Annotated in this window: 21 protein-coding genes and 1 riboswitch; of the genes, 15 read left to right on the top strand and 6 right to left on the bottom strand. The window is 65.6% G+C overall.

Annotated features, from left to right (window positions below):
* Positions 1-15: 15 nt before the first annotated feature.
* The 3 genes from CAG41_RS25490 to CAG41_RS25480 all read right to left on the bottom strand — a co-directional run bounded on the left by CAG41_RS25490 (position 16) and on the right by CAG41_RS25480 (position 2,842).
* The gene (locus tag CAG41_RS25490) at positions 16-951 is read right to left on the bottom strand and encodes a LysR family transcriptional regulator (protein WP_085640781.1); all 936 of its coding nucleotides are present in this window, start codon (positions 949-951) and stop codon (positions 16-18) included.
* A gap of 93 nt (positions 952-1,044) precedes the next feature.
* Positions 1,045-1,818, bottom strand: a complete 774-nt coding sequence (locus CAG41_RS25485) for an SDR family oxidoreductase (RefSeq protein WP_085583660.1) — start codon at positions 1,816-1,818, stop codon at positions 1,045-1,047.
* 103 nt (positions 1,819-1,921) lie between these two features.
* Positions 1,922-2,842 carry a LysR substrate-binding domain-containing protein gene (locus CAG41_RS25480; protein WP_085583658.1) on the bottom strand — a complete coding sequence of 307 codons (921 nt, stop codon included), beginning with the start codon at positions 2,840-2,842 and terminating at the stop codon, positions 1,922-1,924.
* Between the two features lie 106 nt (positions 2,843-2,948).
* On the opposite strand from CAG41_RS25480, the gene CAG41_RS25475 reads away from it, so the two are divergent.
* On the top strand, positions 2,949-3,218 hold the full coding sequence (locus CAG41_RS25475) for a hypothetical protein (RefSeq protein WP_085633499.1): 270 nt from the start codon (positions 2,949-2,951) through the stop codon (positions 3,216-3,218).
* Between the two features lie 12 nt (positions 3,219-3,230).
* Positions 3,231-3,836, top strand: a complete 606-nt coding sequence (locus CAG41_RS25470; RefSeq protein WP_085633501.1) for a glutathione S-transferase — start codon at positions 3,231-3,233, stop codon at positions 3,834-3,836.
* Here CAG41_RS25470 and CAG41_RS25465 read toward each other — a convergent pair whose 3' ends face one another.
* Positions 3,837-4,724, bottom strand: a complete 888-nt coding sequence (locus CAG41_RS25465) for a LysR family transcriptional regulator (protein ID WP_085583652.1) — start codon at positions 4,722-4,724, stop codon at positions 3,837-3,839.
* Positions 4,725-4,817: 93 nt separating this feature from the next.
* Here CAG41_RS25465 and CAG41_RS25460 point away from each other — a divergent pair, with 93 nt between their 5' ends.
* From CAG41_RS25460 to CAG41_RS25435, 6 genes are all read left to right on the top strand, one after another.
* Positions 4,818-6,005, top strand: a complete 1,188-nt coding sequence (locus CAG41_RS25460; protein ID WP_085583972.1) for an MFS transporter — start codon at positions 4,818-4,820, stop codon at positions 6,003-6,005.
* Complete coding sequence (locus CAG41_RS25455) at positions 6,005-7,033, top strand: AbrB family transcriptional regulator (protein WP_085583650.1); 1,029 nt, start codon at positions 6,005-6,007, stop codon at positions 7,031-7,033. The genes CAG41_RS25460 and CAG41_RS25455 overlap by 1 nt, the downstream gene beginning before the upstream one ends.
* A gap of 51 nt (positions 7,034-7,084) precedes the next feature.
* Positions 7,085-7,153, top strand: a riboswitch (Fluoride riboswitch).
* Between the two features lie 80 nt (positions 7,154-7,233).
* A complete protein-coding gene (locus CAG41_RS25450) occupies positions 7,234-8,490 on the top strand; it encodes a voltage-gated chloride channel family protein (protein WP_085707624.1) in 1,257 nt (418 codons plus the stop codon).
* 62 nt (positions 8,491-8,552) lie between these two features.
* Positions 8,553-10,073 (top strand): amidohydrolase family protein, encoded by a 1,521-nt coding sequence (locus tag CAG41_RS25445; RefSeq protein WP_085707623.1) that lies wholly within the window; start codon positions 8,553-8,555, stop codon positions 10,071-10,073.
* A 195-nt stretch (positions 10,074-10,268) separates the two neighbouring features.
* Positions 10,269-11,843: a tyrosinase family protein gene (locus CAG41_RS25440; RefSeq protein WP_170930302.1), complete on the top strand. Its 1,575-nt coding sequence runs from the start codon at positions 10,269-10,271 to the stop codon at positions 11,841-11,843.
* 2 nt (positions 11,844-11,845) lie between these two features.
* Positions 11,846-12,565: a DUF2182 domain-containing protein gene (locus CAG41_RS25435; RefSeq protein ID WP_085707621.1), complete on the top strand. Its 720-nt coding sequence runs from the start codon at positions 11,846-11,848 to the stop codon at positions 12,563-12,565.
* Here the strand turns inward: CAG41_RS25435 and CAG41_RS25430 are convergent.
* The gene (locus tag CAG41_RS25430; protein WP_085707620.1) at positions 12,544-13,197 is read right to left on the bottom strand and encodes a TetR family transcriptional regulator; all 654 of its coding nucleotides are present in this window, start codon (positions 13,195-13,197) and stop codon (positions 12,544-12,546) included. The genes CAG41_RS25435 and CAG41_RS25430 overlap by 22 nt on opposite strands.
* A 138-nt stretch (positions 13,198-13,335) precedes the next feature.
* Between CAG41_RS25430 and CAG41_RS25425 the strand changes: the two genes are divergently transcribed.
* Entirely contained in the window at positions 13,336-13,992 is a 657-nt protein-coding gene (locus CAG41_RS25425) for an O-methyltransferase (RefSeq protein WP_085583637.1), read from the top strand.
* A 13-nt stretch (positions 13,993-14,005) separates the two neighbouring features.
* Here the strand turns inward: CAG41_RS25425 and CAG41_RS25420 are convergent, their stop codons facing one another.
* Complete coding sequence (locus CAG41_RS25420; RefSeq protein WP_085633514.1) at positions 14,006-14,899, bottom strand: LysR substrate-binding domain-containing protein; 894 nt, start codon at positions 14,897-14,899, stop codon at positions 14,006-14,008.
* A gap of 144 nt (positions 14,900-15,043) precedes the next feature.
* Here CAG41_RS25420 and CAG41_RS25415 point away from each other — a divergent pair, with 144 nt between their 5' ends.
* From CAG41_RS25415 to CAG41_RS28700, 6 genes are all read left to right on the top strand, one after another.
* Entirely contained in the window at positions 15,044-16,237 is a 1,194-nt protein-coding gene (locus CAG41_RS25415; protein ID WP_085583633.1) for a M20 aminoacylase family protein, read from the top strand.
* A gap of 101 nt (positions 16,238-16,338) precedes the next feature.
* A complete protein-coding gene (locus CAG41_RS25410; RefSeq protein WP_085583631.1) occupies positions 16,339-17,112 on the top strand; it encodes an ABC transporter substrate-binding protein in 774 nt (257 codons plus the stop codon).
* A gap of 355 nt (positions 17,113-17,467) precedes the next feature.
* Positions 17,468-18,196: an ABC transporter permease gene (locus tag CAG41_RS25405; RefSeq protein ID WP_085633518.1), complete on the top strand. Its 729-nt coding sequence runs from the start codon at positions 17,468-17,470 to the stop codon at positions 18,194-18,196.
* Positions 18,193-18,903 carry an ABC transporter permease gene (locus CAG41_RS25400; RefSeq protein WP_085657090.1) on the top strand — a complete coding sequence of 237 codons (711 nt, stop codon included), beginning with the start codon at positions 18,193-18,195 and terminating at the stop codon, positions 18,901-18,903. The genes CAG41_RS25405 and CAG41_RS25400 overlap by 4 nt, the downstream gene beginning before the upstream one ends.
* A 15-nt stretch (positions 18,904-18,918) precedes the next feature.
* Positions 18,919-19,683, top strand: a complete 765-nt coding sequence (locus CAG41_RS25395) for an ABC transporter ATP-binding protein (RefSeq protein WP_085583625.1) — start codon at positions 18,919-18,921, stop codon at positions 19,681-19,683.
* A 186-nt stretch (positions 19,684-19,869) separates the two neighbouring features.
* A partial coding sequence (locus CAG41_RS28700; protein WP_170930301.1) for a hypothetical protein occupies positions 19,870-19,989 on the top strand: 120 nt, incomplete at its 3' end.

Raw genomic sequence — 19,989 nt, 5'->3', positions numbered from 1 at the left:
CACCGGGCCGACCGTTCACGGCGATGGACGGCGGCCTGGCTGCCGATTGACCAAGCAGGGGGCCAAGACCCCCTGCAACCAGTCCACGAACACCTCCAACACCCCCGAACGCTGCTGCCGGTGCGGATAGAGCAGGGTGGCCGGCAACGGCGCCGGGCGCGCGTCCGTCAGCACTTCGCACAGGTCGCCGGCATCGAGCAGGTGCTGCACGTCGTAGCGCGGGATCTGGATCAGCCCCAGGCCCGCCCGGCAACAGGCGATGTAGCTTTCGGCATTGTTGACCGTCACCTGGCTGGGCAACGTGAGCGTGTGTGCCTGGCCCTGGGCATCGACATGTTCCCAGGGCATTTCCCGGCCGGAGAGCGGCGAGGCATAGCCGATCATCCGATGCCCCTGCGCCAGGTCTTCGACGCTTTCGGGTGTGCCGTGGCGTTGCAGGTAGTCGGGGCTGGCGCAGTTGATCAGCTCGATCATCCCCAGCGGACGGGCCGCCAGACTGCTGTCGGTGAGCGGGCCGACCCGCAGCACGCAATCGATGCCTTCGCGCACCAGGTCCACGGCGCGGTCGCTGGAACCGAGCAGCAATTGGAGATGGGGGTACTCGCCGAGCAGCTGCGGCAGCGCCGGGGCCACCACGCGGCGGGCGATGCGGCTGGGCAGGTCGACGTGCAGGCGGCCCTTGACCTGGCGTTGCTGGTCCTTGAACAGCCGGTCGATGGCCTCGGCGCTGGCCAGCAGTTCCACGGCCCGTTCGAAGAGTTGCGTGCCGGCGGCGGTCAGTTGCACGTTGCGCGTGGTGCGGTGCAGCAGGCGGGCGCCGAGTTCGCTCTCCAGCCGCTGCACGGCGGCGGAGACGGTCGCCCGCGGCAACTCCAGCAGGTTGGCGGCCTTGATGAAGCTGCCCATTTCCGCCACGCGGACAAAGATCCTGTAGCGCTCAAGCTTGTCCATACCCTGTCGTTCCTGGGGTGGCGGTGGTGCCGAGTATAGGGCGGCCAGAAAAGAAAAAGGCCCGGCGCAGGTTGCGCCGGGCCCCGGAGGGCATCACTTGGTGGTGTAGCCGCCGTTGATCAGGATCGTCTGGCCGGTGATCCACCAGCCGTCGCTGACCAGGTGGCGGATGAAGGGCACGACGTCGCCGATGTCGGTCAGGCCGGTGCTCGACAGGGCCGAGAGCGCCGCAGCGGTCTTGTGGTAGGCCACGGCGTCGGCGCCTTCGGCGGGGTAGAAGAACGGCGTGTCCATCGGGCCCGGCCCTACGGCGGTGACCGAAATCCCGCGTTCGCCGAATTCCTTGGCCGCGGCGCGGGTGAAGTGCTCCACCGGCGCCTTGGTGCCGGCGTAGGCCGCATAGAACGGCGTGAACGCCCCGAGCAACGAGGTGACGAGGGTGCAGACCTTGCCGTTGTCGTTGAGCTGGCGGCCGGCCTCGCGCAGGAAGAAGAACGCCGACTTGGCGTTGACCGCCGCCATCTCGTCGTACTCGGCCTCGCTGACTTCGGCGATCGGCTTCTTCAGCACCTTGCCCACGGTGTTGATGGCGATGTCCGGCCGGCCGAAGGTGGCGACCACCTCGGCGAACAGCCTTTCCATGGCGGCGGCGCCGCTGAGGTCGGCCTGGATCGCCAGAGCCTGGGCGCCGGCGGCGCGGATGGCTTGCACGGTGTCTTCGGCGGCCGCCCGGCTGGCGTCGCTGTTGTAGTGGATGGCCACGGCACGGGCGCCGTGGGCGGCGAGATCGCGGGCGAGCAGGCCGCCCAGGTTCTTGGCGCCGCCGGTGATCAGCACGACTTTGTCCTGGATGCTGTGGTTGGGCATGGGTGTACTCCTGATGGCTGGGTTGAGAGCGCTCAGGATAGGGAGGCTTGGGGGGCGGATCAGCGCCGCTTTTCTGGATGGTGCATCCAGGGATCGCGAACAATCACAGGCCAGGTTCGCTGTCCGCCGCACCGGGGTTCAGCTCGTTCAGGTAGGCCTCGACCTCGTCGCAAAGCCACCCGCAGAACGCCTGCCGCCGGGCCGGCGAGCGCTCGCGGCCCGGCACCACCAGCCAGTAGGGGAAGGGGTAGGGGGCCGTGTATTCGCTGAGCTGCACCAGCTCCCCCCGGCGGATCGCGTCATGCACCAGGCTGCGCCGCTCCAGCGCGATGCCTTGGCCCAGGCGCACCGCTTGCAGCACCAGGTTGGAATCGTTGCTGCACAGGCCCGAGCGTGGCACGTCGATGTCCAGGCCCGCCGCCTGGCACCAGGGCTGCCAGGATTCCATGTTGAAGATGATCCGGCTGCCGACGATCTCTTCGGGGGATTGCGGCAGGGCGCCGGCGTTGAAGTGCGGCGCCGCCACCACCACGGTTTCGTCGTGGAACAGCAGATGGCTGTCCAGGCCTTCCCAATCGCCCTTGCCCATGCGGATGCCGACGTCCACCGATTCCCGGTTCAGGTTCGACACCGCCAGGCTCGCTTGCAGGCGCACGCTGACGTTCGGGTGCGCCTGCCGAAAGCTAGTCAGGCGCGGCAACAGCCAATGGCAGCCGAATGACGGCACCACCGCCACCACCAGCTCGGAAGCCTTGGGCTGGGTCTTGATCTGCCGGGTGGCCTCGGCGATGCCGCCCAGGGATTCGCGGATCTGCAACGCGTAAAGCCGCCCGTCTTCGCTGACCCTGACGCCGCGCCCCTCGCGCACCAGCAGGGTGGCGCCGAGCAGTTCCTCCAGCACTTTGATCTGCTGGCTGATCGCCGAATGGGTGACGTGCAGCTCCTTGGCGGCCGCCGTGACGCTGCCCAGCCGCGCGACGGCCTCGAAACTGCGCAGGCAGGTGATGGGTGGAATGGTCGACATGTCACTTTTTCTTACGCGTTTTGGTAATAAATACCGATGTTTTGGCGCCATCGGTTTCTCTACTGTAAGGGACAGTAAACCATCAGCCCTAAGGAGGCACAACGCTATGGAACGGCAATGGCTTCAGGTCGCACTGGCCAAATCTCAACTGCTGTCGGTGCAGGCCGACCGGGCGCTGTACACCCAGGCGGTCAGCGGCACGCACTGGATCAGCGCCGACGGCGTCGATTACCTGATCGGCCCCGGCGAACAATTGAAGCTCTCGGCCGGGCTTGCCCTGATCGACGGCGAGGGGCTGTTGCAGCTGCGTTCGGCGGGGCGCCGGATCGATGGGCGCCCTTGGCGTTCGCGGCTACTGAAAATCAATGTCTACTAGGGAGCGAACGCCATGAAACTGATAGGGATGCTGGACTCGCCTTACGTGCGGCGGGTGGCGATCAGCCTGGACCTGCTGGGGGTGCCGTTCGAACATGAGCCGCTGTCGGTGTTCCGAGCCTTCGAGACGTTTTCCGCGGTCAACCCGGTGGTCAAGGCACCGACACTGCTGCTGGACGACGGCACCGTGCTGATGGATTCGACGCTGATCATCGAGTACGGCAGATCCCTCGTGGCGCCGGCCTTCCGGTGCCTGCCGCAGAACCCGCAGGCGCTGGTGGAAGTGCTGAGCACGTTGGGGCTGGCGCTGGCGGCCTGCGAGAAGGCCGTCCAGCGGGTGTACGAGGACAATCTGCGGCCGGCCGAAAAGCGCCATCAGCCGTGGGTGGAGCGCGTCACCCGGCAGTTGCTCGCAGCCTGCGCGGAGCTGGATCGCCGGCTGGCGGTGCGGCCGGTGCACGAACGGCCCGATCAGGCCGCACTGACCAGCGCCGTGGCGTGGTCGTTCATCCAGTTGGTGCTGCCGGAAGTGGTGAAGGCCGCTGACTTTCCGGCCCTGAAGGCCCATGCCGAGCGCCTGGAGCAGACCGCGCTGTTCAAGCGTTACCCGATGCTCTGATCAGTTCCGGCGCAGGATCTCGACGAAGGCGCGCACCAGCGGGCTGCGCTCCTCTCGGCGGGTCATCGCCAGCAGCGGCACGGTGGCGTGGGCTTCCGCCAGGGGGCGGTAGGTGACGCCGTGCCGCGCCAGGGTCTGCACGCACTGCGGCACGACGGCGACGCCCCGGCCCGCTGCCACCAGGGCGATGAGCGAGGTGATCTGCTTGCCGGTCGGCGCCCGGCGGGGCGTGAGCCCGTGGCGGCGGTACAGCGTTTCGATGCTTTCGTTGAGCCCGGAGCCGTAGTCCGTCGGGAATGCGATCAATGGGTGTTCGCTCAATTCGCTGAGCGACACCCGTTTCTGCGCGGCGAGGGGGCTGTCGCTGGCCACGGCGGCGATCAGCGGTTCCTGGCCCAGGCACGTCACTTCGATGTCCGAGCGGTCGGCCGGCGGATGCAGGCGGCCCAGGCCGACGTCCAGGCGTCCCTCGGCGATCTGCGACCACTGCGCGGTGGACGCGCCTTCCTCGACCGTCAGTTGCACCTGCGGGTGGGCCGAGCAGAAATCCCGGACGGCCTGGCTGAACAGGTCGGACAGGGCGATGGAACTGGCGAAGCCCAGGGCCAGATGGCCGACGCTGCCGGCGGCCAGCTTGTGGCCGATGGCGGCCGTGCGCTCGACCTGTTCCAGCAACGCCCGCGCGTAGGGCAGAAAGTGCCGGCCTTCGGCGGTGAGCGTGACGTTGCGCGAGCTGCGGTCGAACAGGCGAAAGCCCAGTTCCGCTTCCAGCGCCGAGATCTGCCGGGTCAACGGCGGCTGAGACAGGTGCAGGCGCGCCGCGGCGCGGCCGAAGTGCAATTCTTCGCTGACAACCAGAAAGCAACGCAGGCGGCGCAGGTCGAGCATGTTCGTCCTTGGTATCGATCGGTCGGAAATCGGTATTGGATCCTGAAGGCGGCCCATCTTATAAAAATGTTCGGTCCGCTGACGAACATTCCCATGAAGCCACGCCTGCATTGCCCGAAAATCGCCTTGTTCCTCTGCGGTTGCGCGGCGTTCCTCAACCTGTACGCCACCCAGGGGCTGCTCGATCAGCTGTCGGCCGCTTTCCGGATCTCTGCCCGGCAGGCCAGCTGGAGCATCACGGCCACCACCCTGGCCGTGGCGGTGTGCGCCCCTTTTGTAGGGCGGATGACGGCCCGTTGGCCGCAACGGCAGGTGATCGTCGTGGCCGCGCTGCTGCTGGCGCTGCCGGCGGCGATGTCGGCGTGGGCCGGCGGTTTCGGTGCTTTCCTGTTCTGGCGTTCGGTCGAGGGGCTGCTGATTCCGTTCGTGTTCGCCACCAGCGTCGCCTACATCGGCGGGCGCTGGAGCGGCGGCGCCGTCACCGAGGTCACCAGCGTGTACATCGCCGGCACGGTGCTGGGCGGCTTTCTCGGGCGTTTCCTGACCGGGCTGCTGACGGAAGTCGGCGACTGGCGCCTGGGGCTGGCCTCGCTGGCGGGCCTGAGCCTGTTGACCGGGCTGGCGATTGCCTTGTTATTGCCCGCCAATCCGAAAGCCCCGGAGCGGCCGGTCCAGGCCGCTCGGTCAAGCCTGTTTTCCGCACCGCTGCTGGGCGCCTGCGCGGTGGGGTTCTGTGTGCTGTTCGCCCAAGTGGCGATGTTCACCTACATCGGCCTGCACCTGGGAAGGGCGCCGTTTTCGCTGGGCAGCGCAGCGCTCGGATCGATCTATGCGGTGTTCCTGCTGGCGCTGGTGGTGGTGCCGCTGGCGGGACGGTTGGGCAAGGGCCGGCCCCAGGTCGATCTGGTGAAAGTGGCCGCGTGCCTGGGCGTGGCGGGCACGGCCCTGACCCTGTCGCCGTCGCTGGGCTGGATCGTGGCGGGCCTGGCGTTGAGCTCCACCGCGGTGTTCCTCGCCCAGGCCGCCGCCAACGCCTTCATCACCGCCAATGCTCGGCACAACAAGGCCGCTGCCCTGGGGCTGTACCTGACCTGCTATTACCTGGGCGGCAGCCTGGGAGCCTTTGTGCCGGGCGCGGCCTGGGAGCGCTGGGGCTGGCCCGGATGCGCCGCCGTGATCGTGCTGTTCCAAGTGTTGCCGCTGCTGATCGCCCAGCGGTCCTGGAAGCCCGGCAACGCCACTCTTCAATCCCGTTTGCCCACCGATACGCCGGAGTCTTGATGAAAACACTGTTCGAATGCCTGTTGCCCATCCCGGTGGCGGCGCTGGGGGCCTGGATCGGCCACCTGACCGGGCTGCCCCTCGGCGAGCTGATCGGTGCGATCTGCACCGTCACGGCCGTGAGCAAGCTGGGCGTGCCGCTGCGCATGCCGCATCCGTTCGTGGCCGTCGTGCAATTGCTGCTGGGGATCAGCGTCGGTTCCATCGTCACGGTCTCGATGATCGGCGAGCTGGGCGACGTCAGCATCCTGGGCGGTCTGCTCATCTGCATGAGCGTGCAGATCCTGGTCGGCTACCACTGGCTGCGGCGCGCGGAAAAATGGGGGCATGTCGAAAGCCTGCTCGGCTCCGTGCCCGGCGCCATGGCGGCGGTCATGACGGTGACGGGCGGGCAGGGAACCGATTCCGGGCGCATTGCGTTCGTGCACATCGTCCGTCTGCTGGCGTTGCTGCTGGTGGTCACGCTCATCGCCGGCGGGCACCCCGGCGGCGCGGCGCCCACGGTCGGGTCGCTGCACGATTACCTCTTGGTGCTGGCGCCGGCATCCGCGGCCGTCGTCACCGGCTACCTGCTGGAACGCCTCGACATGCCGGCGCCGTACATGCTGACCGGCCTGCTGTACACCGCCGCGTTCAACGTCGAGTTCCCCCAGGCGGCGCTGCATGTACCGGATCCGCTGGCCGTGGTCGCTCTGGTGCTGCTCGGCGGGCTGATCGGCATCCGCCTCAAGGACATCACCCTCAAGGACGTGCTGCGTTACGTGCGCGCCGGCCTTGCGGTCACCACCCTGACGTTCTGCGCCACGCTGCTGGTGGCCGCTGCGTTCAGCCAGGTGACGGGGCGGCCGTTCCTGGCGCTGTTCATGTCCTGGGTGCCCGGCGGGGTCGAGGTGATGACGGCGGCGGCCTTGCTGCTCAAGCTCGATCCGGCCTTCGTGATGCTCAACCACGTGGTGCGGATGTCGATCATCCATGCGTCGCCGGCGGTGCTGCCCAAGCGCTTGTGGCAGGAACGGCCGCAGACCTGAGGCGCCCTGGCGCAAAAAAGCCGTGGCCTCATCCCCTGGGTCCGGTTAGCATCGCCCGCAGGAGATGGTGTTCCTCCTTGAACCGCCGCATCGCACGCGGCTGATGACGCCTACAGAGACCTGACCAACGTCGGGGCTGTAGGCGTTCGCGTCACGTTCCCCTCCGTCGGTCAGCCCGAATCCTTTCGAGCTCATGACCCATGCCAATCCTCAATCGTTTCGAACCGTTCCGGATGCTGCCTTACCTGGCCAAGTGGCTGGCCATCGCCTCTGCCGTGGCGGTGCTGGCCGGCAGCGCGTCGGCGTTTTTCCTGCTTTCGCTTGATCAGGCCACGGCTTGGCGCGAGGGCCATCCCTGGATCATCTGGCTGCTGCCGCTGGCGGGTTTCGCGGTGGGCCTGATCTATCACCGGTTCGGCAAGGCCGTCGACGCCGGCAACAACCTGATCATCGACGAGATCCACGATCCCCAACGCGTGATCCCCCTGCGCATGGTGCCGCTGGTGCTGGGCGGCACGGTGGTTTCGCACCTGTTCGGCGCCTCGGTGGGCCGTGAAGGCACGGCGGTGCAGATGGGCGGGGCGCTGGCCGATCAGCTCACGCACCTGTTCAAGCTGGATCGCGTCGACCGGCGCGTGCTGCTGATGGCCGGCATCGCCGCCGGGTTCTCGTCGGTGTTCGGCACGCCGTTGGCCGGGGCGGTGTTCGGCCTGGAGGTGCTGGCCATCGGGCGTCTGCGCTACGACGCGCTGTTTCCCTGCATCGCCGCCAGCCTGGTGGCGGACCGGGTCTGCCTGGCCTGGGGCGTGCATCACACGCCTTACGCCATCGGCGAATTGGTGCCGGTCAGCGCCGGCAGCGTCATGGCCGTCGTCATCGCGGGCGTGGTGTTCGGTCTGGTCGGTATGCTGTTCGCCGGCGCCACCCACCGGCTCGGCGCGCTGATGAAACGGCGGATCGCCTACGCGCCGCTGCGTCCGCTGCTGGGCGGCACCGTCATCGCGTTGGCGGTGTGGGGGTTGGACGCTCAGCCCTACATCGGCCTGGGCCTCGACGGCATCGTCCGCTCGTTCCAGGAACCGATGCCGGCCTACGACTTCGCGGGCAAGCTGGCCTTCACCGTCGCCTCGTTGGGCAGCGGCTTCAAGGGCGGCGAAGTGACGCCGCTGTTCTACATCGGCGCGACCCTCGGCAACGTGCTGGGGCCGCTGCTGGACATGCCGTTCGCCCTGATGGCGGGCATCGGTTTCGTGGCGGTGTTCGCCGGCGCCGCCAACACGCCCATCGCCACGACGCTGATGGCGATGGAGCTGTTCGGCGCCGGCATCGGGCCGCTGGCGGCGGTCGGCTGCGTGACGGCGTACCTGTTTTCCGGGCATGCCGGCATCTACCGGGCGCAGCGGGTGAGCGCCAAGCATCACCGGCAGGCGGCGGATGCCACGCAGGCGCGGGTTTAGGGCGGGTCATCTACGCTTTCGCAAACCCCATTGGCCAGTATGACGACACAAGGAGCCGCCCCATGGAACTCCCTCGCCGGATCGTGGATCTGCATACGCATCTGTTCAACGCCCGCTATCTGCCGCTGGAGAGCGTCATCGCGGACGCCATGAACAAGCCAGACAGTGCGCTGGCCAAGCATGTCGCCAGTCTGCTGTATGCCGTCACCGGCTCCTCCTACAAGGCGCAAAAAACGTTCTTTGCGGGCAGCGAAGACGCGAAGAACGATTACCTGATCGATCAGATATGGAAAATCACCCAGCATGAACTGCTGTCCCGATCCGCATCGAAGCAGGCGATGGCAAAAGGGCCGCAGGCGTTTCGGGATTTGTCTTTCGATTCGCAGATCCTGAGCCGGATCCCCACCAGTGACATCGCCGGGATCATCGATGAGCTGGCAAACATCGATTACCTGGCCGAAGGCCTTGACGAGGAACCGGCGACCCCGCCGCCGGCCGCCGGCGTGACAGTGTTCAGCCTCGACTTGGACTTCGGTTCTGTCCTCGACAACGCAGAGCTGACCGTCAAGAAGGCCTTGCGGTCCGTGGTGGAACTGATGGATCCGATGGCATGGGGCAAGGCTGAAAACTACCTGGAGTTTTTCCTGACGCTGCTCAAATCGGAGGAGGAAATGCTTGAGGCGCTCAAGGGCGGTTATGGTGCGGGCCTGCCGCCGCTTCAGGCCGTTCACTTCATGATGGATATGCAGATGGCCTACGGGAAGGGCGATAAGGCGCCTTTTTACCCGTTCTTTCCGACTCAGGTCGAGTTCATGCAAAACCTGCAGCGCAAGCACCCCAATGACCTGTTCGGCTTTTGTGCCTTCGATCCGCGCAGACCGGGCGATTGGCGGTCACGTTGCCAGGATGCCATCGGCAAGGGTTTCCTCGGATTCAAGTTCTATCCGCCCCTGGGCTACAAGCCTTCGGGAAACGCACCCGAGCTTCAGAAGATCATCGATGACTTCTTTGATTTCTGCGTCAAGGGCGACCATCCGATTTTTGCCCATTGCACGCCGCAGGGGTTTCAGACCCGTCTCAAGGAAGGGCGGAACGCTCACCCGGACAACTGGAAAACGGTTCTGGAGGACAAAAGGTGGGCCAATCTGCGGCTTTGCCTCGGGCACGCCGGTGGCGAGCGCGTTGTGACCCAGGACACCCGTTCGCCCGGGTGGATGGCTGCGAACGAACAGGAATGGAACGATAAGGACAACTTTGCCCGGATCGTCACGGAACTGTGCACGACCTACCCGAATGTGTATTGCGAAGTCGCCAACATGTTCCCGATGCTCGATCCGGACAACGGGGCCACCTTCACGGCGAACCTGGAACGTGCCCGGGCGGCCGCCGCGAAGGCGGGCAGGCCCTATGACCTGATGGACAAGATCGCCTACGGCACCGACTGGCAAATGCCAGACATGGTCGACAACACCCGACGCTACTTCGAGGCTTTCTTGAAGATCATGAACCGGGAGACGTATCGCACGTACATCGACAGGTTCTTTTGGCAGAACGCCTACCGGTACTTGAAGCTCCCTGAATGAGCCCAAGCGTGCCGGCCGGGCCGGGCCGGGCCGGGCCGGGCCAGGCCGAAGGCGCCGGCGCTGCGCAGTGCGTACGTTCATCGGATTCGCCGCCTCGTGCGCAACGGCCCCCAGAGGGGGGCCTATAGTCTGGTGACACAGCGTCCGACGTTTGACGGTGAAGGATCCGAACCCGACGACATGGAGGTACAGGCGATGACGTACACACGGCGCAATGTCTGGAGTTTGAAGCAACCGTGGCCCCCCGAACTGCTCTGGTATGCGCGCGGGGTCAAGATCATGAAGGCGCGGCCCTTCGCCGACGTCACCAGTTGGCGCTACCAGGCGGCGATTCACGGGGTCAACGAGGATGTCTGGCGCCAGTTCGGTTGGTTGAAGCCGACCGAGAAACTGCCGACCACACCCCAGTTCCTCAAGCAGGACAGCAACCAGTGCCAACATCACAGCTGGTACTTCCTGCCTTGGCACCGGGGCTACCTGGCCGCGTTCGAGTCGATGGTGCGTGCCGCCATCCGCACCTTGCCCGGCGCGCCGTCCGACTGGGCCTTGCCTTACTGGAACTACAACGACGCCACCGCCGCCAACCCCCGCCAGTTGCCGGAAGCCTTCGCCAAGAACAGTTGGCCCGACGGCGGCGACAACCCGCTCTTTGAAGCACGCCGTTTCGGCCGTGGCGATGGGGTGGTGGTGATCCGCGCCATCGATGTCGACCTGACCGCCGCGCTCAGCGACCCCGACTACGAAGGCCTGCCCAACGGCTCCCCGGGATTCGGCGGCGTGCGCACGCCCTTTCAGCACAATGCCGACCGGGCGAACGAAGGCGTGCTGGAGCAGGGGCCCCACGATCCGGTGCATGGCCTGGTCGGGGGCGCGGTGCAGAACACCGATCCGCAGGACTGGAGGAACTACGGGTTGATGTCGATGCCGCTGACGGCGGCGCTGGATCCGATCTTTTGGCTGCACCACGCCAACATCGACCGGCTCTGGGAGGTCTGGCGCAACCGCAATCCGCGCTTCACCAACCCGGTGCTCAAGTCCTGGCTCGACGGCCCCTCCGGCAAGCAGCGTTTCGTGCTGCCGCAGGCCGACGGCAGCCACAAGTCGTTTGCCCCCAAAGACATGCTGGACACCAAAGCACCGGGGCTCGACTATGTGTACGAGGACATTTCTGATCCTCTGGGCGGCCATCAGCGTGTGGCGCTGCGCATGGATTCGCTGAAGACACTGATGGACGCCCCCGTAACGTTCACCTTTGCGGAGGTCGCTGACGTGCCCAGAAAACCCACGGTCGAGCTGCTCGGCGCCAACAGCAAGGCGCTGACCTTGGGGAGCGCCCCGTCCGCGACGCTCGTCAAGACAGACAAGCCCACCACCGCCAAACTCACCCAAAGCTTCAGCATGGCCAGCTTCGCGCTGCAGGCGCCCTCGGAACCCGACCGGGTGTTCCTCAACCTGGAGAACATCACCGGGGCCAACGATGCGGCGATCTTCGACGTCTATGTCGGTCTGGCCGAAGGCCAGGATCCGGCCGAACATCCGGAGAACCTGGCCGGCGTGGTGTCGCTGTTCGGCGTCGGCGAAGCCAGCAGCCTCGCCAAACCCCATGGCGGCGCGGGCTTGAGCAAAGTGATCGAAATCACCGCCACCATCGACCGGCTGCACCTGACCGGCCAGAGCGACCTGAGCAAACTGCCGGTGCTGTTCGTGCCGGTCCATTGCACGGAAGGGGTTTCGATCCAGCGGGTCAGCATTTACCGCCAGTCGACCTGACCATGGCCCTGGCTCAACGCCTGAGGGACGCGGGGGGTGATCCCCTCGCCAGCTTGTTGTGGGGGATCAGCCTGTCGGCCTTCGCCTTGATGGCCGTCAACGACAGGGTTCATGCCGAACTGATGCAACTGTGCGTGGACGGCTCAAGGCCGGTGCTCGCCGAAGGGATCGCCTATCTGCGGCTGGCCGGGGCAACGGTGGATGCCGCCGCCCTGACCGGCGGGATGCTGACGATGCTGGTCGCCATGATGGTGCCGGCATTGGCCGGCCCCTTGCTGCACCTCTGGTTCCGCTCGCTGACGCGTCACCGCTGGCGTGCAGTGGCGCTGTTTCTGTTGGCGTACTTTCTGGTGTGGCTGGCGGCCTGCGCTCTGTTGTTCATGATCGCGCTGGTGCTGGTTTCCCGTACGGGGGCGGCGTTGGCGGCGGCATCGATCGTGCTGGCCGGCGGTCTGCTGTGGCAGGTGAGCAGGGCGCGCCGGCGTTGTCTGGCGCGTTGTCACCTGCGCCCGCGCTTGTCGGTGTTCGGTTGGCCGGCGCTGGCCGACCCGCTGCGCTTCGGCGCAATCCACGGCTTTTGGTGCGTCTGCACCTGCTGGGCGCTGATGCTGCTGCCGCTCTGCCTGCCGGCGGGGCATCTGCCGTTCATGCTGTTCGCCGCCATATGGGTGGCCCACGAACGGACGAGACCGCCGGCGCCTCAAGCCTGGGTCGCTGGCTGAGCCGGCGCCCTGAGCATCCCCACATAAGCGCAAAACATGTCCGCCATGCCGTCGGCGCACACGCTGATGTCCGCCTCGCTGCGCGGGGTGCCGGAAAAGTCCTTGCCCACCGAACTCAACGTCCTGAGCATCAGGTCGCAGGCCTGGGCGCGGACGTCCTCTGCGGCGTCGGGCAGCAGCTCCAGCATGAAGGCGTCGAAGATCCGTTTGCCGGCCGCGCGCACTTCCTGAGCCTCGGGGGCGTCGCGGTAGAGCGGGGCGGCGTCGTTCAGGGCGCCGCGCATCTGCGCTTCCTCGCATTCCGAACGGATGAACGCATGCACCAAGGCGCGCAGGCGCTCCAGCGGCGGCTGCGCCTGGCTTTCCAGGATCCGCTGCAGCATCTGAGTGGTCTGCTGCCACTCGTCGCTCTGCAGGCGGAACAGGATCGCCGCCTTGTTGGGAAAGTACTGGTACAGCGAGCCGATGCTCACGCCGGCCTTTTCCGCCACCCGTGCGGTGGTGAAGCGGGCGGCGCCTTCCTTGGCCAAAACCTGAACAGCCGCCTCCAGGATGGCGCCCACAAGCTCAGTGGAGCGCACCTGCTGCGGCTGTTTGCGTGAGGAAATACGGGCGGTCTGGCGGTTTGTCATGAGAGCCCCAACGGTGGGTGGAGAACGCGAATAGCGGCGGGCGCGAATCGCTCGCATCATTTGAATGCGATGAATCACTCGCGTTTGGTTCGCAACTCTAGCGCCGAACCCACACAAAGCAACCGACGGAAAGCAATCATGACGACCCTGACCTCTGCGCCATTGGCGCCCCTGATCGAACGCCTCTACACCCAGGCCAGCACCGCCACCAGCCCGGTGCTGGAGACGTTGTCGCGCGATGAGCGCGAGCGCCTGATGCACAGCAAGACCGAGTACCGCCAGCTCTACGCCATGCTCAAGGACCTGTGGCTGCCGGTGTCCCGCGACACCGGCAAGCTGCTGTACATGCTCGCCCGCAGCACGAAGGCCAAAGCCATCGTCGAGTTCGGCACCTCGTTCGGGCTGTCCACCCTGCACCTGGCGGCGGCCCTGCGGGACAACGGCGGCGGTGTGCTGATCGGCAGCGAATTCGAGCCGTCGAAGATCGCTTTGGCGCGGCATCACTTCGAGGAAGGCGGGGTCAGCGACCTGGTGGAGATCCGCGAAGGCGATGCGCTGGTCACGCTGGCGAGCAACCTGCCCGGATCGGTCGACCTGCTGCTGCTCGACGGCGCCAAGGCGCTGTACGGTGACGTGCTGGGCCTGGTGGAGAAACACCTGCGGCCAGGCGCGCTGGTGGTGGCGGACAACACCGATTACTGCCCCGAGTTCGTGGCCCACGTGCGTTCGCCGCAGAACGGTTACGTTTCGGTGCCGTTTGCCGATGACATCGAGGTGTCGATGCGCTTGGCCTGAAGAGGGGCCGCCCTCAACGGTGTTTGACGACGGCCCGCAAACACTCCATGAAACGCTGGGCCACCGGTGTGAGCAGGGTGCCCTTGCGCAGGATGATGCTCATCTCCAGCGCCGGCAGTTTCTGCTCCAGCGGAATCCGCTGCAGCCCGAAGCTGGCGATGCTGTCGGCCAGCAGCCGCGAGAACAGCACCAGGGAATCCGTGCCGGTGACCAGGCCCAGCGCGATGGCGAACGATGAGCAATGGACGATGCGCCGGGGCAGGGGCAGCCCGGCGTGGCCGAACATGGTCTCCATCACGCTGTGCTGGAAACCGCCGGACGGCACCGTGCTCAGCCATTGCGCGTCGGTCAGTTCGCGCAGGTGGCGCGCGTTCGCCAACGGGTGCCCGGCCCGCGCCATCACGACGAAGTCGGTCGAGAACAGCGGCAGGCTGATCAGGTCGTCCCCGAGCATGTCGGGCAGTTCGTGGGAGACCACGAAATCCAGCGAGCCGTCGCGCAGGTGCTGGGCCGCGAGCGGGAACTTGACCTCCATGAACGTCATTTCGGCATCGGGGGCCGTCTTCTGGAATTGCTCCAGGGCCTTGGGCAGCAGGCTCAGCGCGATGGTGGAGGTGGCGCTGACCGTGACCTTGCCGCGCATGTTGTGAGTGATCTGGTCGAGCTCTTCCCGGGCTCGCCGCACATCCTCAAGGATCTGGTGCGCGCGGATCTGCAACGCCTTGCCGCATTCGGTCAGCGTGATGCCCTGCACATTGCGGGTCATCAGGACCACGCCCAGGTCGCTTTCCAGTTCCTGCACGCTGCGGGTGACGGCGGGCTGCGTCAGGTTCAGGCAGCGGGCGGCGGCGCGCAGGCTCTTTTCTTCGGCGACGGTCACGAACACCTGGAGTTGGTTGATCTTCACGGGCACTGCCTTCCACGGGTTTCTGGTGATAAATAAAGCTGATCATTGGCAAAAAAATTACATCTTCTCAGCGCACCCGGCAATCTCTACTGTGGCTTCACACCCCCGTCAGACGGGGGGAATCACAAAGAGAAGCCAAGCGATATGGACACTACCCGACGTTATTGCGAGGTCGCCGACCTTGCCGAATCGACCGACGATCTGCGTGCGATACGCCATCACCTGCATCAGCACCCCGAGCTGGCCTACGAGGAATTGGAGACGGCCGGGCTGGTGGCCAAGAAGCTGGAGGCGTGGGGCTACGCCGTGACCACCGGCGTCGGGAGAACCGGCGTGGTCGGTACGCTGAAGGTCGGCGACGGCCCGCGCAGCATCGGCATCCGCGCCGACATGGACGCCTTGCCGATCCTGGAGCAGACCGGCTTGCCCTACGCCAGCCGGCATCACGGCAAGATGCACGCCTGCGGCCATGACGGCCACACCACCATGCTGCTGGGCGCCGCCCGTCACCTGGCGCAGACGCGCAACTTCTCCGGCACCGTGCACCTGTACTTCCAGCCGGCCGAGGAACACGGCATCGACAGCGGCGCGCTGAGCATGATCAAGGACGGCCTGTTCGAGCGTTTTCCCTGCGACGCGGTGTTCGGCCTGCACAACCATCCGGGCGCGCCGGCCGGCACCATGCTGTTCCGTCGCGGGCCGCTGCAGGCGGCGGGCGACAACGTCTACATCACCGTCAAGGGCAACGGCGGCCATGCGGCGCGGCCCCATCTGACGGTGGATCCGGTGGTGGTGGCCTCCAGCATCGTGATGGCGTTGCAGACCGTCGTGGCGCGCAACGTCGAGCCCACCCAACCTGCGGTGGTGACGGTCGGCGTATTGCAGGCCGGCACCGCCAACAACGTCATCCCCGGCACCGCCCGGCTTGAGTTGAGCGTGCGTTCGTTCAGCGCCCAGGTGCGTGCCTTGCTCAAGTCGCGCATCACCGAACTGGTGCAGCAGCAGGCCGCCAGCTACGGCGCCGAAGTCGAGATCGACTACCGCATGGGCTATCCGGTGGTGATCAACAGCGACCGCGAAACCGACTTCGCGATTGAGGTGGCGCAAGAGCTGCTCGGCACCGACCGGGTCGTGCCGCACACCGACCTGCTGATGGGCAGCGAAGACTTCGCCTACATGCTCCAGGCCCGTCCTGGCTGCTTCCTGCGCCTGGGCAACGGCGTCGGCGCGGACGGCTGCATGGTGCACAACCCCGGTTACGACTTCAACGACAGCAACCTGCCGGTCGGGGCCGCCTATTGGGCGCGCCTGGTCGAGCGGTTTCTGGCGCAGCCCTGACCTGATGCTTCCCCCGACCAGCCTCTGACAATGAGTCCAACTACCCAGGCTGGCCTTACCTCAAAGCCCCGCTTTGAACGAATGTGTCCTCGGAGACCGACATGAACAAAATCATCCTCTCGCTCGTCCTGTTCCTGGCTGCCGGCGGCGTCCACGCCAAAGACTGGACCGTCATCCGCTTCGGCGTCGATCCCAGCTATGCGCCGTTCGAATCGAAGGCGCCCGACGGCACGCTGGTGGGCTTCGACATCGACATCGGCAACGCCATCTGCGAGCAGCTCAAGGCCAAGTGCGTGTGGGTCGAAAGCCCTTGGGACAGCGTGATCCCGGGGCTCAAGGCAAAAAAGTTCGACGGCATCCTGTCGTCGATGAGCGTGACCGAGAAGCGCCTTCAGCAGATCGACTTCTCGGACAAGATCTACCACACCCCGTCCAGCCTGGTGGCCCGCAAAGGCTCGGACATCAAGCCTGCGATCGAGTCGCTCAAAGGCAAGCACATCGGCGTGGAGATGGGCTCGACCCAGGAAGCCTACGCCAAGGCCCACTGGGCGCCGAACGGTGTCGACGTGTTGTCCTACCAGAATCAGGACCTGGTGTATCAGGATCTGCTCTCGGGGCGACTGGATGCCGCGCTGCAAGACACGGTGCAGTCGGACATGGGGTTCCTCAAAACCGATCGAGGCCATGACTTCGGCTTCGCCGGCGAGGCGGTGCACGACACCCAGACCCTGGGCGTCGGCGCGTCCATCGGCCTGCGCAAGGATGACACCGAGCTGAAGCAGGCCATCAACGCCGCCCTGGCCGAGATCCGCCGCAACGGCACCTACGAGAAGATCCGGGCGAAGTACTTCGACTTCGATATCGACAACGGCTGATCCGACGGCAGACGGGGCGCGATCGGGCCTGTCGGGGAGGGTGCCTTGCACGGTTCCCGACAGGATGACGAACAAACCGACCAAATGCTTAAGCCTGTCTGTACAAGTAAATATAGGTGCATTAGAGTCGGCCGCACACCTCGACACACGGATCGGTTCGAGACCCGGTCGGGGTGTCTGCGTGTCATCGCCTCATCTGCGTTCCATGAACAGTACCCGTGCGCCGCAAGCGCCCTTGTCGGTCTTCAGGAAATAACAATGAAAAAAACATTTCTGATCCTTGCTCCACTGCCTTTCCCGCAACGCTGCCCTCAAGCCCCCTGCGTGCCTGGCGCCTCTGCCCTGGAGGTGCGCGATGTTCGATGAACTGCTGCAGCTGCTGGGGCTGTCGGGCTTCAGCCTGAAAGGCTTCGGCCCGTTGCTGCTGGAAGGCGCCTGGATGACGGTCAAACTGTCCTTTCTGTGCCTGCTGGTGAGCGTGCTGCTGGGCCTGATCGGCGCCAGCGCCAAGCTGTCGCGCACGGCCCTGCTGCGCATGCCGGCGCAGGCCTACACCACGCTGATCCGCGGCGTGCCGGACCTTGTGCTGATGCTGCTGATCTTCTACAGCCTGCAGACCTGGCTGACCAACCTGACCGAAGCGATGGGCTGGGAGTACATCGAGATCGACCCGTTCAGCGCCGGGGTTATCACCCTGGGCTTCATCTACGGGGCGTACTTCACCGAAACCTTCCGCGGCGCCATCCTCGCCGTGCCCCGCGGGCAGATGGAAGCCGCCACCGCCTACGGCCTGACCCGCATGCAGCGCTTTCGCCTGGTGGTGTTCCCGCAGATGATGCGTTTCGCCTTGCCGGGCATCGGCAACAACTGGATGGTCATCCTCAAGGCCACGGCGCTGGTGTCGATCATCGGCCTGGCCGACCTGGTCAAGGTGGCCCAGGACGCGGGCAAGAGTTCGTATCAGCTGTTCTTCTTCCTGCTGCTGGCGGCCCTGATCTACCTGCTGGTCACCACCGTTTCCAACTACGTCTTGCGTCGGCTGGAGATCTTCTACGCCGCCGGCACCCGGGAGGCCGTACGATGATCGAGCTCCTTCAGGAATACTGGAAACCGTTCCTGTTCCACGACGGCTACCACATCACCGGCCTGGCCATGACCCTGTGGCTGCTCAGCGCCTCGATCTTCATCGGTTTCGTGCTGTCGGTGCCGCTGTCCATCGCCCGGGTCTCGTCCAATCCACTGGTGCGTTGGCCGGTGCAGTTCTACACCTACCTGTTCCGCGGCACGCCGCTGTATATACAGTTGTTGATCTGCTACACGGGGATCTACAGCATCGCGGCGGTACGCGCCCAGCCGATGCTTGACGCGTTCTTTCGCGACGCGATGAACTGCACCATCCTGGCTTTCGCCCTGAACACCTGCGCCTACACCACGGAGATCTTCGCCGGGGCGATCCGCAGCATGAACCACGGCGAAGTCGAGGCCGCCAAGGCCTACGGCCTGCGCGGCTGGAAGCTGTATGTCTACCTGATCATTCCGTCGGCCCTGCGCCGCTCGCTGCCGTACTACAGCAACGAAGTGATCCTGATGCTGCACTCGACCACCGTGGCGTTCACCGCCACCGTGCCGGACATCCTCAAGGTCGCGCGGGACGCCAACTCGGCGACGTTCCTGACCTTCCAGTCCTTCGGCATCGCGGCCGCGATTTACCTGGCCGTCACGTTCTCGCTGGTCAGCCTGTTCCGCCTGGCGGAACGGCGCTGGTTGTCCTTCCTTGGCCCGGCCCATTAATTCAGGAGGTTTGCCATGTACAAACTGACCGTTGAAAACCTGCACAAAAGCTACGGCAACCACGAAGTCCTGAAGGGCGTTTCGCTGAGCGCCAAGACCGGCGACGTGATCAGCCTGATCGGCGCCAGCGGCTCGGGCAAGAGCACGTTCCTGCGCTGCATCAACTTCCTGGAAACGCCCAACGACGGCGCCATGAGCCTGGACAACCAGCCGATCCGCATGGTCCACGACCGACACGGCATGCGCGTGGCCGACGCCGACGAACTGCAACGCCTGCGCACGCGTTTGGCGATGGTGTTCCAGCACTTCAACCTGTGGAGCCACATGACGGTGCTGGAGAACATCACCCTGGCCCCGCGCCGGGTGCTGGGCGTCAGCAAGAAGGACGCCGAGGAGCGGGCCCGGCGCTACCTGGACAAGGTCGGCCTGCCGGCGCGGGTCGCGGACCAGTACCCGGCGTTTCTCTCGGGCGGCCAGCAGCAGCGGGTCGCCATCGCCCGGGCCCTGAGCATGGAGCCGGAAATCATGCTGTTCGATGAGCCGACCTCAGCGCTGGACCCGGAACTGGTGGGCGAGGTGCTCAAGGTAATCCAGGGGTTGGCCGAAGAGGGGCGCACCATGATCATGGTCACCCACGAAATGAGCTTCGCCCGCAAGGTATCGAACCAGGTGCTGTTCCTGCATCAGGGACGGGTGGAAGAGCAGGGCGCGCCCGAGGATGTGCTGGGCAACCCCAAGAGCGAGCGCCTGCAGCAGTTCCTCAGCGGCAACCTGAAGTAACGTTCTGCCCCTTTGAGCGGCCGTCCGGCCGCTCGTTTTCCATCGTTAGCCCATTCCTTTCACCCTAAGCGACAGGTAACGCACAGGTCGTCAAATTTCGCTTGATTGAGCCTGTATATACATGTTTGTATTTACTCCAATCCACAACAACAAAACGGCACGACTGCCGATTCAAGAGGATTCACGGTGAGCAAGCCAACCTGTTTTCGCGACGTCGAAATCCGCGCCCCCCGCGGCAACCAGCTGACCGCCAAGAGCTGGCTGACCGAAGCGCCGCTGCGCATGCTGATGAACAACCTCGACCCG

Origin of the sequence: Pseudomonas sp. B35(2017) (genome assembly GCF_002113645.1) — a bacterium.
GTDB lineage: Bacteria > Pseudomonadota > Gammaproteobacteria > Pseudomonadales > Pseudomonadaceae > Aquipseudomonas > Aquipseudomonas ekonensis.
Note: the sequence above shows the minus strand (reverse complement) of the source record. Positions and strands in the feature narration are given on the sequence as shown.

What these genes read in the sequence shown, in the direction of transcription:
- CAG41_RS25410 (WP_085583631.1), top strand. Translation starts at nt 16,339, where the DNA reads ATGAACAAAATCATCCTCTCGCTCGTCCTGTTCCTGGCTGCCGGCGGC.
- CAG41_RS25460 (WP_085583972.1), top strand. Translation starts at nt 4,818, where the DNA reads ATGAAGCCACGCCTGCATTGCCCGAAAATCGCCTTGTTCCTCTGCGGT.
- CAG41_RS25395 (WP_085583625.1), top strand. Translation starts at nt 18,919, where the DNA reads ATGTACAAACTGACCGTTGAAAACCTGCACAAAAGCTACGGCAACCAC.
- CAG41_RS25485 (WP_085583660.1), bottom strand. Translation starts at nt 1,818, where the DNA reads ATGCCCAACCACAGCATCCAGGACAAAGTCGTGCTGATCACCGGCGGC.
- CAG41_RS25465 (WP_085583652.1), bottom strand. Translation starts at nt 4,724, where the DNA reads ATGCTCGACCTGCGCCGCCTGCGTTGCTTTCTGGTTGTCAGCGAAGAA.
- CAG41_RS25440 (WP_170930302.1), top strand. Translation starts at nt 10,269, where the DNA reads ATGACGTACACACGGCGCAATGTCTGGAGTTTGAAGCAACCGTGGCCC.
- CAG41_RS25405 (WP_085633518.1), top strand. Translation starts at nt 17,468, where the DNA reads ATGTTCGATGAACTGCTGCAGCTGCTGGGGCTGTCGGGCTTCAGCCTG.
- CAG41_RS25435 (WP_085707621.1), top strand. Translation starts at nt 11,846, where the DNA reads ATGGCCCTGGCTCAACGCCTGAGGGACGCGGGGGGTGATCCCCTCGCC.
- CAG41_RS25400 (WP_085657090.1), top strand. Translation starts at nt 18,193, where the DNA reads ATGATCGAGCTCCTTCAGGAATACTGGAAACCGTTCCTGTTCCACGAC.
- CAG41_RS25490 (WP_085640781.1), bottom strand. Translation starts at nt 951, where the DNA reads ATGGACAAGCTTGAGCGCTACAGGATCTTTGTCCGCGTGGCGGAAATG.
- CAG41_RS25455 (WP_085583650.1), top strand. Translation starts at nt 6,005, where the DNA reads ATGAAAACACTGTTCGAATGCCTGTTGCCCATCCCGGTGGCGGCGCTG.
- CAG41_RS25415 (WP_085583633.1), top strand. Translation starts at nt 15,044, where the DNA reads ATGGACACTACCCGACGTTATTGCGAGGTCGCCGACCTTGCCGAATCG.
- CAG41_RS25450 (WP_085707624.1), top strand. Translation starts at nt 7,234, where the DNA reads ATGCCAATCCTCAATCGTTTCGAACCGTTCCGGATGCTGCCTTACCTG.
- CAG41_RS25480 (WP_085583658.1), bottom strand. Translation starts at nt 2,842, where the DNA reads ATGTCGACCATTCCACCCATCACCTGCCTGCGCAGTTTCGAGGCCGTC.
- CAG41_RS25470 (WP_085633501.1), top strand. Translation starts at nt 3,231, where the DNA reads ATGAAACTGATAGGGATGCTGGACTCGCCTTACGTGCGGCGGGTGGCG.
- CAG41_RS25445 (WP_085707623.1), top strand. Translation starts at nt 8,553, where the DNA reads ATGGAACTCCCTCGCCGGATCGTGGATCTGCATACGCATCTGTTCAAC.
- CAG41_RS25475 (WP_085633499.1), top strand. Translation starts at nt 2,949, where the DNA reads ATGGAACGGCAATGGCTTCAGGTCGCACTGGCCAAATCTCAACTGCTG.
- CAG41_RS25425 (WP_085583637.1), top strand. Translation starts at nt 13,336, where the DNA reads ATGACGACCCTGACCTCTGCGCCATTGGCGCCCCTGATCGAACGCCTC.
- CAG41_RS25430 (WP_085707620.1), bottom strand. Translation starts at nt 13,197, where the DNA reads ATGACAAACCGCCAGACCGCCCGTATTTCCTCACGCAAACAGCCGCAG.